Source organism: Aeromonas sp. FDAARGOS 1410, assembly GCF_019048745.1.
Lineage (GTDB): Bacteria > Pseudomonadota > Gammaproteobacteria > Enterobacterales > Aeromonadaceae > Aeromonas > Aeromonas jandaei.
Window position 1 is genome coordinate 2,370,097 of record NZ_CP077401.1, and the last position, 16,165, is coordinate 2,386,261.

10 protein-coding genes, 3 tRNA genes and 1 pseudogene are annotated in these 16,165 nt (G+C 60.2%); 4 read left to right on the forward strand and 10 right to left on the reverse strand.

Features of this window, described 5'->3' with window-relative positions; translation table 11 throughout:
- Nucleotides 1-28 precede the first annotated feature (28 nt).
- The 10 genes from I6L40_RS11125 to I6L40_RS11170 form a co-directional block, all read right to left on the reverse strand.
- The gene (locus I6L40_RS11125; protein ID WP_071911389.1) at nucleotides 29-1,240 is read right to left on the reverse strand and encodes a Bcr/CflA family multidrug efflux MFS transporter; all 1,212 of its coding nucleotides are present in this window, start codon (nucleotides 1,238-1,240) and stop codon (nucleotides 29-31) included.
- Nucleotides 1,241-1,289: 49 nt separating this feature from the next.
- Nucleotides 1,290-2,570: a hypothetical protein gene (locus I6L40_RS11130; protein ID WP_216995425.1), complete on the reverse strand. Its 1,281-nt coding sequence runs from the start codon at nucleotides 2,568-2,570 to the stop codon at nucleotides 1,290-1,292.
- Nucleotides 2,571-2,770: 200 nt separating this feature from the next.
- Nucleotides 2,771-3,331 carry a hypothetical protein gene (locus I6L40_RS11135; protein WP_216994258.1) on the reverse strand — a complete coding sequence of 187 codons (561 nt, stop codon included), beginning with the start codon at nucleotides 3,329-3,331 and terminating at the stop codon, nucleotides 2,771-2,773.
- Nucleotides 3,332-3,366: 35 nt separating this feature from the next.
- Nucleotides 3,367-4,791: an NAD(P)/FAD-dependent oxidoreductase gene (locus tag I6L40_RS11140; protein ID WP_216994259.1), complete on the reverse strand. Its 1,425-nt coding sequence runs from the start codon at nucleotides 4,789-4,791 to the stop codon at nucleotides 3,367-3,369.
- 102 nt (nucleotides 4,792-4,893) lie between these two features.
- Complete coding sequence (locus tag I6L40_RS11145) at nucleotides 4,894-5,733, reverse strand: FTR1 family protein (protein ID WP_216994260.1); 840 nt, start codon at nucleotides 5,731-5,733, stop codon at nucleotides 4,894-4,896.
- Nucleotides 5,733-8,723: a YncE family protein gene (locus I6L40_RS11150; RefSeq protein ID WP_216994261.1), complete on the reverse strand. Its 2,991-nt coding sequence runs from the start codon at nucleotides 8,721-8,723 to the stop codon at nucleotides 5,733-5,735. The genes I6L40_RS11145 and I6L40_RS11150 overlap by 1 nt, the downstream gene beginning before the upstream one ends.
- 4 nt (nucleotides 8,724-8,727) lie before the next feature.
- Entirely contained in the window at nucleotides 8,728-9,177 is a 450-nt protein-coding gene (locus tag I6L40_RS11155) for a hypothetical protein (RefSeq protein WP_216994262.1), read from the reverse strand.
- A gap of 127 nt (nucleotides 9,178-9,304) precedes the next feature.
- Nucleotides 9,305-9,790, reverse strand: coding sequence for a YqhA family protein (locus I6L40_RS11160; RefSeq protein ID WP_033115154.1), 486 nt, complete (start codon nucleotides 9,788-9,790; stop codon nucleotides 9,305-9,307).
- A 277-nt stretch (nucleotides 9,791-10,067) separates the two neighbouring features.
- A tRNA-Asn gene (locus I6L40_RS11165) sits at nucleotides 10,068-10,143 on the reverse strand.
- Nucleotides 10,144-10,145: 2 nt separating this feature from the next.
- A tRNA-Asn gene (locus I6L40_RS11170) sits at nucleotides 10,146-10,221 on the reverse strand.
- A 485-nt stretch (nucleotides 10,222-10,706) separates the two neighbouring features.
- Between I6L40_RS11170 and dauA the strand changes: the two genes are divergently transcribed.
- From dauA to I6L40_RS11190, 4 genes and pseudogenes are all read left to right on the forward strand, one after another.
- Nucleotides 10,707-12,443, forward strand: a complete 1,737-nt coding sequence (gene dauA / locus I6L40_RS11175; RefSeq protein ID WP_216994263.1) for a C4-dicarboxylic acid transporter DauA — start codon at nucleotides 10,707-10,709, stop codon at nucleotides 12,441-12,443.
- A gap of 183 nt (nucleotides 12,444-12,626) precedes the next feature.
- A tRNA-Ser gene (locus tag I6L40_RS11180) sits at nucleotides 12,627-12,714 on the forward strand.
- A 591-nt stretch (nucleotides 12,715-13,305) separates the two neighbouring features.
- Nucleotides 13,306-13,824 carry a type VI secretion system effector Hcp1 gene (gene hcp1 / locus I6L40_RS11185; RefSeq protein WP_010634242.1) on the forward strand — a complete coding sequence of 173 codons (519 nt, stop codon included), beginning with the start codon at nucleotides 13,306-13,308 and terminating at the stop codon, nucleotides 13,822-13,824.
- 333 nt (nucleotides 13,825-14,157) lie between these two features.
- Nucleotides 14,158-16,050, forward strand: a pseudogene (locus tag I6L40_RS11190) (type VI secretion system tip protein VgrG); the annotation flags it as partial.
- Nucleotides 16,051-16,165 lie beyond the last annotated feature (115 nt).

Sequence of the window (16,165 nt, forward strand, 5' to 3'; positions counted from 1 at the left end):
GCGCTCTTTTTTATATCCAGCAGAGGGATCAGTGTGCCTTGTGGCCGGTGAGCAGCCAGTAGCTGAGAGCTGAACCGACCCCGCAGCAGGCGATGGCGATGGCCATCGGCAGCGGCGAGTGGGGCGGATTGAGGTTGACCAGAATGCCGACCAGGGCGCCGATACCAAAGCGCAGGGTGCCCGCCAGTGCCGAGGCGGTGCCCGCAGATTGCGGGAAGTGGCCCATCAGGCCGGTCATGGCATTGGCACCCACCAGACTGATATGGCCGACAAACAGCACCACCGGAATGACGATGCCCCACAGGCCGCCGGTCTGGCTCCAGGCGTTGTAGACCAGCAGGGCGCCCGCGCAGGGCAGCACCAGCAGGCCGTATTGCAGCATTCGCTCGGCGCCCACCCCTTTCACCAGTCGGCTGTTGACGAAGGTCACCACCATCATCAGCAGGATATTGAGGCCAAACAGCCAGCCGTAATGCTCGGTCGGCACCTTGAAATACTCGATATAGACGTAGGGTGAGCCGCTTAAGAAGGCGAACATGCCGGAGCTTGAGAGGGAACCGCACAGCACATAGCCCATGGCGCCGCGATGGGAGAGCACACCCCAGTAGTTCTTGAGGATCTGGCCGATCTTGAGCGGCTGACGGTGCTCGGGTTTCAGGGTCTCCTCGATTTTCCACTGCATCACCAGACAGATCAGCAGGCTGATCCCCACCAGCAGCCAGAAGATGACCCGCCAGCTGGCATGGGCACTGATGTACCCCCCCACCACGGGTGCCACCAGCGGTGCCAGCGTCATCACCAGAATGACGAACGACATGGCGCGGGAAAAGGCATCCTTCTCGAACAGGTCGCGCAGCAGGGCATTGACCACGACCGACCCTGCGGCGCCGCCCGCCGCCTGCAGCATCCGATAGGCCAGCAATTCGGGCAGGGAGTCCGCCATGGCACAACCGACCGAGGCGATGGCAAACATCACCAGCCCCGCCAGGATCACCGGCTTGCGGCCATAGCTGTCGGCGAGCGGGCCGTAGAAGAGCTGGCCGATGGCAAAGCCGCCCAGAAAGGCGCTGATGGTGAGCTGGGCACCGTCGATGCTGGTGGCCAGATCCCGGGCGATAGCCGGAATAGCTGGCAGATACATATCTACCGCGAGCGGGGTCAGGCCCGCCAGCGCACCCAGCAGGATAAAGAGAAAACGGGGGGAGAGGGCGGAGGCCCGGGTCGGAGCGGTTTGGGGCATAGGGTATCCAGTTGTGGGATGGATGGAAAAAGGGCGAAAAGGCAGTCTATCAGTTTTGTGTCAGCGGGGGATCCGGTATGGCGAGCCAGAGGCCCGGTTCGGCCTGAAATCGGGGGGCAAACCAGATCTGTCTGCTGCCAGCCTGCATTTCAGCAGGCTCAATGGCCCGGCGGCTCAAACGGCAGGCTCCTTGAGAGATCGCCAGCGCCGCATCCCCCTTGTACCAGCCGTCCGTTACCGGCAGTGCCGTGGTCTCCCGCAGCAATCTTACCCCCCACTGGGTCACCAGCGCCGGGCACGCTGTTTCTGCCAGTTTTGCCGCCTGCACCATAGCGGGCGGACGGGGTAGGGTGAAGGTCGCCGCTAGGAGCAGCAATCCGGCCACCGCGACCGGCCACTCGCCACGGCGCGGCAGCCAGCTTGCCAGCAGCACGATACCGAGCAGGGTGACGGGGGCCAGATGGCGGGGATTGTCGGGATTCTGGCCAAACAGGGTCCAGAGCAGCAGGGCGAGCCAGTAGAGCGTCCAGAGTGGAGAGAGGGCGGCAGGGTGTTTTTTTGATCTTTGCCAAAGCGGCAGTACCAGCAGCGTCCCAACAGCCAAGGGCCAGAGCGGAGTGAGCTGATCGTTGAAGGTTCGCGCCCAGCTCAGCAGCCGATCGCCATGGGCTGCTGCCGTGTTGCCCCACAGGGTAAAGTGGCCGTCGGTAAATCGGCGCCCCTCGCTGAAGTAGGCCCAGCCATCGGCCTGCCAGACAAACAGCAGGCTGATAAGCCCCACCAGAACAATGGGGAGCAGAAAGTTAAGTCGCTGACCCTTTTGCGCCATCCCCAGCCAAAGGGGCAGCAGGGTCAGCATGAAGTAGGAGGGGCGCAGCGCCAGCATCAGGCCGAGCAGCAGGCCTGCCAGTGCGAATCTGCGCTGCTGCAAGGCCAGCAGCGTTCCGAGCCAGGCGGCCAGAGCCGGCCCATCCGAGAGGCCGGAGAGCGCCAGGGTCAGGGTGAGCGGCAGAGCCAGCACCAGCAGCCAGACGGGGGCGAGCAGATTTGGCCGTTGCCATAACTTCACAGCCAACAAGGCGGCGAGCGGTGCCAGCATACTGCTCCCGAGCAGACTTGCCCACTGCACTGCGCGGGCCGGATCGTCCACCGCCAGATTGATCAGCCGCGCCAGCCAGATAAAGGCGGGGTAGCCCGGAAAGTGGGGGGAGAACTCCAGCACGCTAAAGCGCGTTACCCCGTGGGCGAAATTGAGGGCATCGTCGGAATCGAGGGCCACCGGAAAGGCCAGCAGCCAGCAAAGCCAGGCCAGTTGCAGCAGAATGAGCAGCCAAATGGTGGTGGAGCAGGGGGAAGCCCAACGCCGATACGCTGCCTTCCCCCTCATCCCCAGCCTTTCTCCCGCCAGGGGAGAAGGGGGCAAACCGGCGTCCGGGTGCATTTATCGGCAGGCCGTGCGTAGGGTGGGTAGCGCGCAGCGAAACCCACCGTTTGTCGCAGCGAGGTGGCGCAATGATTGGCAGGTTGCCATCAAAGCGGCGCCAGCACGGCCATCAGCGCTTTTTCCGCTGTGGCAAAGGCGGCGGCGTCGGCGGGCTTGGCGCCCACCCCGAATACCCCCGGGTTACCGATGGCATCGAGCACCTTGGCCAGCGCCTGCTCGGCCGCCTTGCGATCCCCTTCACTGAGGGAGGGGAGGAGCAAGTCGAGGAAGCGCTTGCTCTTGACCACCAGCACCTTGGCGGTCTGGTAGTTGCCAAGATTCTGGCTGGCCCCTTCGAGGCGGCGCTCGATCTCCGCCTTGTAGGCGCGATTGAGCAGGGCGGCGGTTGCTGCGGCGTCTTTGGCCTTGATGGCGGCTGCCAGTGGCGCTTGCAGCTCCACCTTGTGGTGCTGTTCCAGATAGGTCAGCTCCTCGGCAATTTCGCTCAAGGTGGCGCTGGCATCCTTGCCATCAGTGGCGGCGCCCAGCAGCGCTTCGCGGGCGTCGATCAGCGGCTCCTTGCCGGCGGCGGCGTAGGAGTAAGCCTGCGCCTGCCCGCTCAGGGTCAGCAGCAGGGTGAGGGCGAGTAAACCCGGGCGGATGGTCATCCTGTTCTCCTTACTTAATGCCAAGAGGTTGGCACTCAGGCCACGCTCTGGGTTTCAATCACGGTATTTTCGTTGCGATGGTTGAAGATGGCGTGACGTCTGTCCACCCCATCGATCACCATGTCAGCGGCCATCATCCCCATCTCCATGGCGGTGTCGGTGAAGATGTAGCGGAATGTCCCCTGACGGCCGGTCATGATGAGGTTGGTGATGGGCATCAGCGCCTTGATGGCTTCGTTGCGGCGGGCCTGATAGCCAAGGTCCATTAGCGGATAGGCGTATTCGCTACGCGCTTCAAAAGTTTCATCGCCAAGCTTGGCGGTATCGACGCCAAGGCTGGCCAGATCGGCGGTGACCCGACCGCGCAGATCAGAGAGCTGTGCCTGCCAGGTGGCATCCCCCGGATTGCAGGGGATCTCCAGCATCACCGAGGTCTGGCCTTGGGGCGCCATAAAGGGGCTGCGGCGGCGCGGTTCCTGCAGGCGGGTCGCCAGAATATGGGGATCGGAGAGGTACTGCCAGGTGTTGTCTGACAGGTTCTCCTGTTTGAGCGGCATATTGACGAAGCGAAGCGACCGGTAGTGCAGATCGCACGGCAAGCCCAGATGCTGGCAGGTGAGCGGCAGCGGCAGGGTGGAGATCACCTGATCAAAGCGCTCGCTCTGCTCAACATCATCTTGTTTCCAATACACCCGTTCGATGCGGCCATCGGCCTGCTCAAGGCGGGTGATGGTGGCGCCGGTTTTCAGCTCAACGCCCTCAGCCACCAGCCGCTCTCCCAGGGTGGTGAAGATCTGGCCGAAGCCATATTTGGGGTAGCGGTATTTGCGGGCATAGGTGCGCACCGAGATACTGCCGTTGCGTCTTGGCAACAGGCGGCGCGCCACGTCTTTGAGATCGATCAGGCTGATGCGCTGACCGGCCCAGTCGGCGGAGAGCTTGTCCGGATTGATGCCCCACAGCTTGCCGGTGTAACCCTCGAAGAACTGGCGATAGAGGGTGCGACCGAAGTGACTCTGGATCCACTCGGCAAAGCTCGCCTTGGCGAAATCATCCGGCTTCTTGCTAAAGGGTAACAGCAGCAAATCTTTCACAGCACCGGCCATCAGGGCCAGTGGCGCCGTCTTGAGCAGGTTGGGCAGGTTCAAAGGGTAGTCATAGGTGCGCCCGCCAAAGCGGATGACGCTCTTGCGCTCGGCGTGGAGCAGATCGTCCCCCATCAGCTCGTCAATAAAGGCGAGCAGCTCGGGGTTTTTAGTTATAAAGCGGTGGCCGCCGTAGTCAAAGCGATACTCCCCATCGCGCCCCTTGAAGGTCTGGGTGGCGCACATGCCGCCGACGACCGGCTCCTGCTCGAACAGGGTGACTGCAAAACCGGCGCGGCGCAGGCGCCAGGCAGCCATCAAACCGGTTGGGCCGGCACCCAGCACGGCAATGTGTTTCTTGTTGTTATCGCTCATGACCTATTCCGAAACTGCTTGATAGATAAGGGAACCGCACCAGTGCGCGGCTCCCGAATGGTGTTGTTACCCCGTGGCCTTGTTGCCACAGAGGGTGAGGACTCAGTCCTTGCTGGACACGGCGTTCACCTGCGGGCGATAGCTGCGCTGCCAGAAGGTAACGAAGATCGCCAGATAGAGGGCCCAGGTCAGCAGCTGCAAGCCAGCGGGTGAGGCATTGTAGCCAAACAGGGCGCGCAGGAAGGTACCAAATACCCCCTGATCGTCGAGAATGTGGCTGATGTCGAATACCGGCGTGGTCCAGAAGGTGATGATATCTGCCGCTTGCAACATGTTGACGGCGGATGAGAGCAAGCCTGCCGCGATGATGATGATAAGCAGGCCCGTCCAGCGGAAGAAGGGAGCCAGCGCCACCTTGCGGGTGGAGCGCAGCAGCCCCCACACCAGCGCGATGGAGACCAGCAGCCCCGCCAGCGCGCCCATCAGGCCCGATTGCAGATCCACCCCTTGGCCCGAGTAGAGCAGGGCGGAGAAGAAGAGCACGGTTTCAAACCCCTCGCGCATCACGGCGAGGAAGGCGAGCAGCACCAGACCAAACAGGTTGCCGCCATCGATGGCGGCATCGATGCGCGCCGTCATTGCCCCCACCTGGGATTTGGCCTGCTTTTGCATCCAGATCGCCATATAGGTGAGCACCAAGGTGGCGAAGATGAGGATCCCCGCCATCAAGAGGTGGTTGTAACGCTCGCTCTCGAACTGGCTCACCACCACCTGGAACAGGAAGGCGACGATCAGGGAGGCGATAAGGCCGAGCCCCACCCCCAGATAGATGAACTTGTTGTAGCGGCTCGCCCCCAGCTTGGCGAGGTAGGAGAGGCAGATGCCGACCAGCAGGAAGGCTTCCAGCCCCTCGCGCAGGGTAATGAGAAAACTTGCAAACATCAGGATTGAGGCTCCGTAGCGGGCGTGATGGAGAGAGGCCGCAGGGTCAGTTGCAGCCGATTGAGTTGCACTATGGGTGGCTCCGGCAAGCTTGGCTCGGCGGCGCGCACCGCATCATTGACCCACTTGGGGTAGGTGCGGAAATTGAGTTTGATATCGGCCTTGAAGGGCTCTTGGGCTTCTGCGGGTAGCTGCCAGACTTCATCGCGCCAGCCATCGGCCGGAATGCGGGTATCTTCCAGCAATTTGGCGTAGCGCCAGAACTTGAGCCCCACCGGCTTGCCCTCGGCATCGCCGAACACTTTTCTGAACAGCCGCGCATCTTCTGGGACAGCGCCATCCACCGGCTGGCCGCTGGCAAGCACTACCTTGCCACTGGCGTCGGTGACGGTCAGCTCCAGCCAGAGTTCACGAAAATCGGCCACTCCGGTGGGCAGGGCATGGCCCGCGCCGGTATTGGCGACCCGCACCACCAGCTGCTGACTATCGGCAGCCTGTTCGATACGGGCGGAGAGGGTAGCGCTGGAGCGCAAGAGCGCCAGACTCTCTTGTTCAAGGTCGGGATTGCGCAGCCCCACCAGCTGGTGCTGGGCGCCGGTAAAGTTGTGGCGATAGAGCCGGGCTTTCATGGTGCCGTTTTCGGTGGACTGGCCCGCCACCGGTGCGCCGCCATTGCCCGGCTCCGGGTTCATGTGGCAGTCGATGCAGGTGCGCCGTTTGGCGGGATCCTCGGCCTTGGCGAAGCTGGATTTTTCCCACTCCTCCCAGGTGTTGACGATATTGGCGCCGGTGCCCGGGGCAAACTCGTTGTGGCACGATTTGCACAGGGCCGCATCGCGGTAGAAATCCTTCTGATAGGAGGCTTTGTGGGCCGCCGGACGGGCGTTGATCTGCCGCTCGGCCAGCCAGTGCTGGAGGCTGCCACCCGCGGCATCCTCGAACACATAGCTCTCACGGTCTTTCAAATTCACGGTAAAGGCGCTGTTGCCGCCCGCATCTTCTACCTTGGTGATGCGATGACAGAGTACGCAGCCAGTCCCTTCTTCAACCACAGGTTCGCCCGCCTTGTGAGCGGCAATCAGCGATGCACCACCCTGCTCGAACATGTGGGAGCCCTTGGGTAGATCCATCTGGCCGGTAATCACCTGCTGGGGCATGTGGCAGCCCTGACACCACTGACCGAACGCTTCCCCTTCGGTTTCGCGGGCCAGCGCTTGCACCACTTTGTAGTAGGGGTGGGAGTTGCCCATCAGCCGGTGGTTGCTCTCGCTCCAATCCTGGAACGCCTGTTGGTGGCAGTTCTGGCAGGAGGCGGAGTTGAGCCACGCCTTCGGGTGAGTGGTCGGCGCCTTGGCGGGATCCGTGCGCGGGGCATCGAGCCGCAGCCAGTTGGCAAGATAGGGGAGGTTGCCATCGGCGGTGACGAAGGCGTGCAGATCTTCCATCATCGCTTTCACTTCCGGTTGGGGCTTGGCGGGGTCAACCGCCTCGGCCCCATCGCGGGTGTCATGGCCCATACCGCCCTGGGTCTGCTGGGTCATGCGCAGGTATTCGCCGACAAAATCCCCCGCCACCATGTTGGTGAGGTTGGCGTGGCCGTTGATGGCGTTGTCACCGTTCTGCTGGCGATGGGCCGCCATCAGATAGCGGTTGGTGAAGTTGAACCCGTCCAGATGGCAGGAGTTGCAGCTCATCCAGTTGTCCCCTGCCATGGGGAAGCGGCTATTAGCCGCAGTGTTGCCCAAGTTGAACAGCCGCTCGCCGCGCTGAAGCTGCTCGGGGCGGGGATCTGTCTCTACCAACTTGGAAAAGTGGGGCACATCGACGGTGACCCGGGCAAATGGGCCGCTGCCGCCGCTATTGAGGCGGGTGAGATCCTGCCCCATGGCGTTATGCACCAGGATGTGGTCACCATCGATCAGCAGATCCCGCGGATTCTGGCCCGGCAGGTGACGCAAGACCTGGGTTGCCTTGGCTCCCCCCTGAAACTTCTTGCGGCGGTGACGGTTGTTGTTGGACTTGCCGCTGCGGGAGAGATCGAACACCAGCAGATCTTCCGAGCCCGCCAGGGTCAGATAGACCCGCTTGCCATCGGCGGCGAAGCGCGCAGCGAACGGGTTGGAGACAATCTGGCTGCGGTTGCCGACGCTTGGCAGGTTGATTTGCAAAAAGAGCTGTTTTCTTTCATCGACCCGCTCTTTCTCCTCATCGAGATCGATGATGGAGACGGCTGGGAAGACGGTGCTCTGAAACTGGAAGGGGTGATCAAAGCTCCACAGTACATGAGGCAGCCAGGCCTCGCTGCCATCGGGGGAGAGGGTGATGCCATCGAGCAGGCGCGGCAGGCCCTGGGAGTCGCTCGGCGTGTCGCTGTGGGTCTCGGCCAGGGTGATGAGGTTGGGCTTGGGAAGCGAAGAGCCCTTGGCGCCGTGGCCAAGCCTGGCGAGATCATAGATGGCGAGCTGGCCGGTCATGGCGTGGGTCAGCAGCAGGCGATCATCGTTGGTCAATGCCAGCCCGCGGGGGGTCTCGGCGGTCTTTGCATCCAGCTGGAGGTTGCCCGAGGTGTCGTAGGCCTGCAGACGAGCTGATTCGAACAGCGTGATCCAGAACCACTGCCGCTTGGGGTCAAAGATGACCCCGTAGGGTCTATGACCGGTGGGGATCGCCTTTGCCAGATCGAGATCATCATCCAGCAGCAGCAGGCGATCGCCGCTGTAGTCGGTGACCAGCAGGGTGCCGTCATCGGCGCGGGCCAGCTGGCGCAGATCGCCCCCCAGCTGCACCTCTTTCAGGCGCTTGCCGCTATCGCGCTCAAGCAGGGTGACAGAACCTGCACTCAGGTTGGCGGTGACGAGGTGCGGGTTTTGCCCCTCCTCATAGGCGATCATCCCGGCGCCCATCTGTTGGGCCAACGCAAAGGGGCTGGCCAGCAGCAGGAGGAGGGCCAGCAGGGGTGACAAATATGCAGAGAATGATGACTTCAACATGGGATCAGGAACGCCATTTCAAGATGGTCCAGCGCCAGGCGTGGCGCAGCACCAGAGGAGTTAACGACAACGCGCTCAGCCAGTGGGCCCAGCTGGTTAGGTTGCCCATGGCATCGCCCGGAGTGCCGTGCAGCACCAGCAGCAAGCCGCTGGCCAGACAGACCAGCAGCAGGGCTTCGATAATCCGCCCCGTGGTGCGCAAAAAAGGTTTGTTGCTGCGGTTCAACAAGCTGCGATGGGAGAGCCAGAAGGCGCCAAACAGCAGCGGAAACAGGGTGAGCGAGAGCATCAAATGCAAGAACAAATTCCAGCGCGCCAGCGACCAGAGCGGGGTCAGCGGCTCCCACAACAGCAGGCCGGAGAAGAACATCAGGTAGAGGGAGCCCTCGGCAACCTGATGGTGATAGGCCAGCCACTGCCAGAATTGTCGGGGGGCGAGGGAAAGGGTTGTCATAACTGCTCCAACACCCGGGCAATCGGCCCGGGGGGAGCAAGTCTATAACGCAGTAAGGGTAATGAAAAGAGTTATCAATTGTATTGCTGATGAATAAAAGCTGAATCTCGCCAGTGAAGGTCCACCGCTATTTGTGTTCGGCCATGCGCTCGGTGATCGCATAAATCAGCGCCGCCATCGAGAAGGCGAGAAACACCACTACAGACCACTTCATCTCCACTTCGTTGGTGATGCCATCTTCGAGGAAGGCTTTGAGCACCTCCACCCCGGCAATGGTGACCAGCGAGTTGATGACGATGAGCTTGAGGGAGGCAAAGTTGATCTTGCTGAGCCAGTTGTTGCCAAGCGCTTCGCGCTGCTCCTGGGTCTGGATGAACTGCACGTAGCCGCACACCGCCACTAGGATCAGCATCTGGGCCACCAGCACAAAGTCCACCAGCGTCAGCACGCCGGTGATGAGGTCCATGTAGGGGATCTCGATGATATTGACGCAGAGCGCATAGAGCTGCATGAAGAACTTGACCATCAGCAGGGCGACGCAGAGCAGGATGCAGACGTAGAAGGGGTACATCATCATCTTGCTGCCATTGAGCATGAGATTGAACTGGCGCATAAAAACTCCAAGATAAGGAAACAGGGTGATTATGACGTGAACTGCATCCGAAGATAGCGTTCTGTGTTGATGACGGCAGCTTTTATCTGCTTGGTTCGATAATGACAGGGCGGTGTTGAGGGCAGAGCAGCTTGTCACGCTCTCCTCTCTATAAAAGAGGCAGAAAGGATTTCCGAGAGCCGTGCATATAGTTCGGAAAAAAGCAGCTTTGCTGACAATGCCAAAGCCTGCAAGAGAGATACGAAAAAGCCCAGCCATAAGGCTGGGCTTTAGAATGTGGCTCCCTCGACAGGACTTGAACCTGTGACATACGGATTAACAGTCCGCCGTTCTACCGACTGAACTACGAGGGAATTGGCTCCTCCTACTGGACTTGAACCAGTGACATACGGATTAACAGTCCGCCGTTCTACCGACTGAACTAAGGAGGAATTGCCTGTCTCGTTGAGACGGGGCGAATATTAATGACCAGAAAGACGGGTGTCAACCCGCGAGCTCCCCGAAAATCGGATTTTCGGACTGTTTGCCCAAAAGTTGCGCTTTGCGGTTTATTTTCAGCACAATCAGTCCCTTGCCCATAACCGTTGATGCCATTTATCGACATGCTGCCTTGGGCTATGTGGCAATCGTGTGGCGAACATGTCGGCAACGTGCAAGGGGGCGAAAAGCCATTGTGGTGGCAAACGTGGCGCCAAAAAGGGTGGTCGAATCGATAAAGTTCGGGGATTTGGCTGGAAATGAGTCAAATGATGCCGGATTGTGGTATTCATTGATCCTGCCCATCGAAATAGTGGCGCTGCTGGAGTAAGGTTACGCAGGATACCATCGCCGCGTCGACAGCTCTGCCGGCCCTTGATGATGATCGGGCGCCGGATCCCTCCGGCCTTTATCTCCCTCTTCTTGGTATTACGTATACATGCACAAGCAAGCCTCTTTAAATAGCGTGAAGCTCGCCATAGCCTTGCGCCAATCCTGTATTGATGAGCCCTATAGCATGGCCCGTTTTGGCCGTGACCTGATCGCCGGTGTGACGGTGGGCATCATCGCCATTCCACTGGCCATGGCGCTCGCCATTGCCAGTGGTGTTCCTCCGCAGCACGGTCTTTATACCGCGATAATTGCCGGTATCGTGATTGCAGTGACCGGCGGTTCCCGCTACTCCATTTCGGGTCCGACCGCTGCCTTTGTGGTGATCCTCTATCCGGTTGCCCAGCAGTTCGGGGTTGGTGGCCTGTTGATGGCGACCCTTATCTCCGGCCTCTTTCTGGTGGCGATGGGTCTGGCCCGCCTAGGTCGCCTTATTGAATACATCCCCCCCTCAGTAACGCTGGGCTTTACCGGTGGTATTGCCATTGTGATCGCCACGTTGCAGATCAAGGATCTCTTCGGCCTGAGCGTCCCTCATATGCCGGAAACCTATCTGGGCAAGGTCGAAGCACTGGCCAGCGCCATGCCCAGCTGGCAGTGGGGCGATACCCTGGTGGGGGTTGCAACGTTGGCCGTGCTGCTGCTGTGGCCGCGGCTCCGGTTGCCGGTGCCGGGCCATCTGCCTGCCGTGCTGGTGGGGGTCGGTCTGGGCTTTGGCCTGCATCAGTTTGGGGTTGATGTGGCCACCATCGGCAGCAAATTCAGCTACACACTGGCCGATGGCTCGCAAGGGATGGGGATCCCGCCGATTGCGCCGACCCTGGTGATGCCATGGGCACTGCCCGGGCCGGATGGTGCCCCGGTGACCTGGGATCTGGCAGCCATCGAACGTCTGCTGCCCGCCGCTTTCTCCATGGCGATGCTGGGTGCCATCGAGTCGCTGCTCTGCGCCGTGGTGCTGGACGGCATGACCGGCCGCAAGCACAGCTCCAATGCCGAACTGCTGGGGCAGGGGCTTGGCAACATTTTTGCTCCCTTCTTTGGCGGCATCACCGCGACTGCAGCCATCGCCCGCTCGGCGGCCAACGTGCGTGCCGGCGCGACCTCACCCCTCTCTGGCGTGATCCATGCGCTGGTGGTACTCGCTGCCATTCTGGTGCTGGCACCCTGGCTCTCCTGGCTGCCACTGTCGGCTATGGCAGCGTTGCTGCTCATCGTCGCCTGGAACATGAGTGAGGCGCACAAGGTCGTAGAACTGATCCGTCGTGCTCCCAAAGCCGACGTGCTGGTGCTGCTGGTCTGCCTGTCGCTGACCGTCATCTTCGACATGGTTATCGCTATCACCTTCGGGGTTATCCTCGCCTCCCTGCTCTTTATGCGCGAGATAGCCAAGATGACTAGGCTGCACAATCTGGCCGAGCACAAACGCTATGCCCACGAAGTGCCGGCCGATGCGCTGGTTTACAAGATCAATGGGCCGCTCTTCTTTGCTGCTGCGGAGCGGGTGTTTGCCGAACTGGCCGCCGAGGTGAAAGGGCACCGCATGCTGGTGTTGCAGATGGAGGCTGTCTCGATTCTGGATGCCGGTGGTCTCTCCGCTTTCTTGCAGTTTTGCAAGCAGATGGCCGCGGCCGGTATCGAACTGCGCGTCGCCGAGCTGCAGTTCCAGCCGCTCAAGACGCTGGCGCGCGCCAAGGTTCGCCCGCAACCCGGCAAGCTGGAGTTTTACGGCTCGCTGGAAGAGGCGCTCAAAGGAGAACATTTGCACGAAGCGGCGGTAAATTGAATAAAAGGGATACGAAATGGCATGTTTTTGGTCAGTTGGTTCGGATGTTGAGCAAACGAACGCAAAAAGTAAAAAATTGCATTGACCACATGCCCTCGTATCCCGTACATTACGCCCCGTTCCAGCGCAACGGCGCAGCGAACGCGGTGTTGGCTGAACACGTTAAACAACAGACCAAAATTTGGTGAGGTGTCCGAGTGGCTGAAGGAGCACGCCTGGAAAGTGTGTATACGGCAACGTATCGAGGGTTCGAATCCCTCCCTCACCGCCACATTGCAAAGCCCTGACGGAAACGTCAGGGCTTTTTGCTTTTCACTGCGCCTGTGATTGGTTTTTACAGTTCCGCTTTGCTTCTTTTTCATGCCTATTCAGTGGTGTGCCGTGTTGGTCATTTCTATCCGCTCACACCATATGGACTGACATGAGACGCTCCCGTCATTTTTCCCTGTTTATTGTTCTTCCCGCCGACAAAATCTCATATATCTAAACCCTGATAGGGGCGGGCAGTACAATGGCTCGCTGCGAGTCGTTCGCTTGAGGCCGTAGCTTGAATAGCTATACGGCTCACGTTGATGGACATCACATCAAAGGATGACGGATATGCGCTGTATCTGGTGCGACTTGGTAGATATAAGTTCTGCTGTGGGCAAAATGTTGCCTTGCGTGCAGTTTTAAATCTCTTCCATGCAAGTTTGTGTGGTGTGATCTGTTGTCTGAGCAACTAGTTGCGTTGGTGGGGAGGCGTATGACGAGTGGGTGTTTGTAACATATTGTTTTTTATGTAAAAAATAAATGGCATGGTCGCTGCTAATAGTCTGGTCGAGTGCTATCTCATTTAACCAATCTATTTAGGAGCATACACATGCCAACTCCATGTTATATCAGCATCGAAGGTAAAACCCAGGGCAATATCACCGCCGGTGCCTTCACCTCCGATTCCGTCGGCAACATCTTCGTACAAGGTCACGAAGACGAGATGCTGGTACAAGAGTTCCAGCACGTTGTGACTGTCCCGACTGACCCGCAATCCGGTCAGCCTGCTGGCCAGCGTGTCCACAAGCCGTTCAAGTTCACCGTTGCCCTGAACAAAGCCGTACCGCTGATGTACAACGCGCTGGCTTCCGGTGAAATGCTGCCGAAAGTGACCCTGAAGTGGTACCGCACCTCCGTTGAAGGCAAGCAGGAGCACTTCTTCTCCACCGTGCTGACCGATGCCACCATCGTTGACATCGACTGCCAGATGCCGCACTGCCAGGACCCGGCGAAGTCTGACTTCACCCAGCTTATCCAGGTCTCCATGGCTTACCGCAAGATTGACTGGGAACACACCGTTGCCGGTACTTCCGGTGCGGACGACTGGCGTGCGCCCATCGAGGCCTAATCCTCGTTTTGAAACTTTGGTATTCCTTGCAAGTAGTTATGTGTCTTATGGGCCGGTTGCCAAACCGGCCCTCTTAGCCCGTATTTCTCCGGCCTGCTCAGGTAGCCGGAGCTTTTCTGTTTTGCCATCCCTCTGCTGCGCATTCGATTGATGCGGGGGGATGGCAAAGCACTAAAGGGTGTCCTGTGATGCAGACCCAATCCGCCCGTAACCCGTGTTCGCCGCTATCTTGGTTGCCCGTTGTGGCACCGGAGAGGGCGGTAGCGTGGTTTGGCGGTTGGGGTCTTGAAGAGGGGCGCAGACATCGCGTGGCCGTGACAAGAGGGGAGAGCCATGGCTAATCAAACCGGATTGCAATTTACCGTCAAGGTGGGGGCGCTGCCCGAGAGCACCTTCGTGGTGGCGAGTTTCCAGCTGGACGAGGGGCTGAACCGGCCGTTCAACCTGCGCCTTGAGCTGGCCAGCAGCCAGCCCGATGTCGACTTTGGTGCCGTGCTGGACCAGCCCTGCGAGCTCATGGTGTGGTACAACGGCGAGCTGCAACGCCGGGTGGGCGGGGTAGTGAGCGAGTTTGCCCAAGGGGACAGCGGCTTTCGCCGTACCCGCTACAGCCTGCAAGTCAAACCGGCCCTGTGGCGGTTGGGCCTGCGCCAGAACTCCCGTATCTTCCAGGCGCAGAAGCCTGACGAAATCCTCAGTATCCTGCTGCAAGAGCACGGCATCACCGACTACGCCTTTGCGCTCAAGAACGAGCACGCCCAGCGGGAATACTGCGCCCAGTACCGCGAAACAGACCTTGATTTCGTGAATCGCCTCGCAGCCGAAGAGGGCTTGTTCTACTTCCACGAATTCGAAGCAGGCAAGCACCGCATTGTGTTTGCCGACGACGCCGCGGCATTGACTCAAGGCCCCGAGCTCTTCTTCAACCTCGGCAACCGTTCGCTGGAACAAGGCCCTTATGTGCGCCAATTCCACTACCGCGAGGCGGTGCGCCCTTCGGATGTGGAGCTCAAAGACTACAGCTTCAAGACCCCGGCCTATGGCCTCTCCCATAAAAAGCAGGGTGCAGAGCTTGAGCATCAACGGGATACCTACCAGCACTTCGACTACCCGGGCCGCTACAAGCAGGACCCGAGCGGCAAGGCGTTTGCCCAGCACCGGCTCGATGCGCTGCGCAGCGACGCAGTCAGCGGCAGTGGCAAATCCAACTGCGCGGCGCTGCTGCCTGGCCAGCACTTCTCACTCACCGAACATCCGAACGGCAGCCTCAACACCGACTGGCAAATTGTCCATATCCGCCACACCGGTGAACAGCCGCAGGCGCTGGAGGAGGAGGGCGGCAGCGGCCCGACCGTCTACCACAACGAATTTGGCGTGGTGAAGGCGAGTACCACCTGGCGGGCCCGCATCGGCAGCCCTGAGGCACCCCACAAGCCGATGGTTGACGGCCCGCAAATCGCCATCGTAGTCGGCCCCGAGGGCGAGGAGATTTACTGCGACGAACATGGCCGGGTGAAGCTGCAATTCCCGTGGGACAGATATGGCAGCTCCAAGGACCAGAGCTCCTGCTGGGTGCGAGTGAGCCAGGGCTGGGCCGGTGGTCAATATGGCATGATGGCCATCCCGCGTATCGGCCACGAGGTCATCGTCTCGTTTCTGGAAGGAGACCCCGACCAGCCTATCGTGACCGGTCGCACCTTCCACGCCACCAACCGGCCGCCTTATGAGCTGCCTGCCAACAAGACCCGCACCGTGCTGCGCACCGAAACTCACAAGGGCGAGGGCTTTAACGAGCTGCGCTTTGAAGACCAGGCGGGACAGGAAGAGATTTACATCCACGGTCAGAAAGACCTGAACGTGCTTATCGAAAACGATGCTGCGTGGCACATCAAACACGACGAGCATCGCGACATCGACAACGAGCGGGTCACACGCATCAAGGCCAATGACCACCTGACGGTGGAGGGTGAAAAGCGTGACCAGATCAAGGCGGACTACTCGCTCACGGTCGATGCCTCCATGCACCAGAAGCTGGGGCAAAGCTGGCTTGCTCAGGCGGGGCAGGAGATGCACGTCAAGGCCGGTGCCAAGGTGGTGCTGGAGGCTGGGTCAGAGATCAGCGTCAAGGTCGGAGGCTGCTTTATCAAGGTCGATGGGGGCGGGGTCACCCTGGTTGGTCCTACCATCAAGATGAACTCGGGCGGTGCTGCCGGCTCTGGCTCCGGGTGTTCGACCCAGGCGCCTCTGTTACCCAAAGCCGTCGTGCCGGAACCTCGCTAGAGGTGCTGATGCTGCGCGGCATCCATCTTCTCATTTACGGGTGTTTCGGGTGGTGATGATT

What these genes read in the sequence shown, in the direction of transcription:
- I6L40_RS11125 (WP_071911389.1), bottom strand. Translation starts at nt 1,240, where the DNA reads ATGCCCCAAACCGCTCCGACCCGGGCCTCCGCCCTCTCCCCCCGTTTT.
- I6L40_RS11135 (WP_216994258.1), bottom strand. Translation starts at nt 3,331, where the DNA reads ATGACCATCCGCCCGGGTTTACTCGCCCTCACCCTGCTGCTGACCCTG.
- I6L40_RS11140 (WP_216994259.1), bottom strand. Translation starts at nt 4,791, where the DNA reads ATGAGCGATAACAACAAGAAACACATTGCCGTGCTGGGTGCCGGCCCA.
- I6L40_RS11145 (WP_216994260.1), bottom strand. Translation starts at nt 5,733, where the DNA reads ATGTTTGCAAGTTTTCTCATTACCCTGCGCGAGGGGCTGGAAGCCTTC.
- I6L40_RS11150 (WP_216994261.1), bottom strand. Translation starts at nt 8,723, where the DNA reads ATGTTGAAGTCATCATTCTCTGCATATTTGTCACCCCTGCTGGCCCTC.
- I6L40_RS11155 (WP_216994262.1), bottom strand. Translation starts at nt 9,177, where the DNA reads ATGACAACCCTTTCCCTCGCCCCCCGACAATTCTGGCAGTGGCTGGCC.
- I6L40_RS11160 (WP_033115154.1), bottom strand. Translation starts at nt 9,790, where the DNA reads ATGCGCCAGTTCAATCTCATGCTCAATGGCAGCAAGATGATGATGTAC.
- dauA (WP_216994263.1), top strand. Translation starts at nt 10,707, where the DNA reads ATGCACAAGCAAGCCTCTTTAAATAGCGTGAAGCTCGCCATAGCCTTG.
- hcp1 (WP_010634242.1), top strand. Translation starts at nt 13,306, where the DNA reads ATGCCAACTCCATGTTATATCAGCATCGAAGGTAAAACCCAGGGCAAT.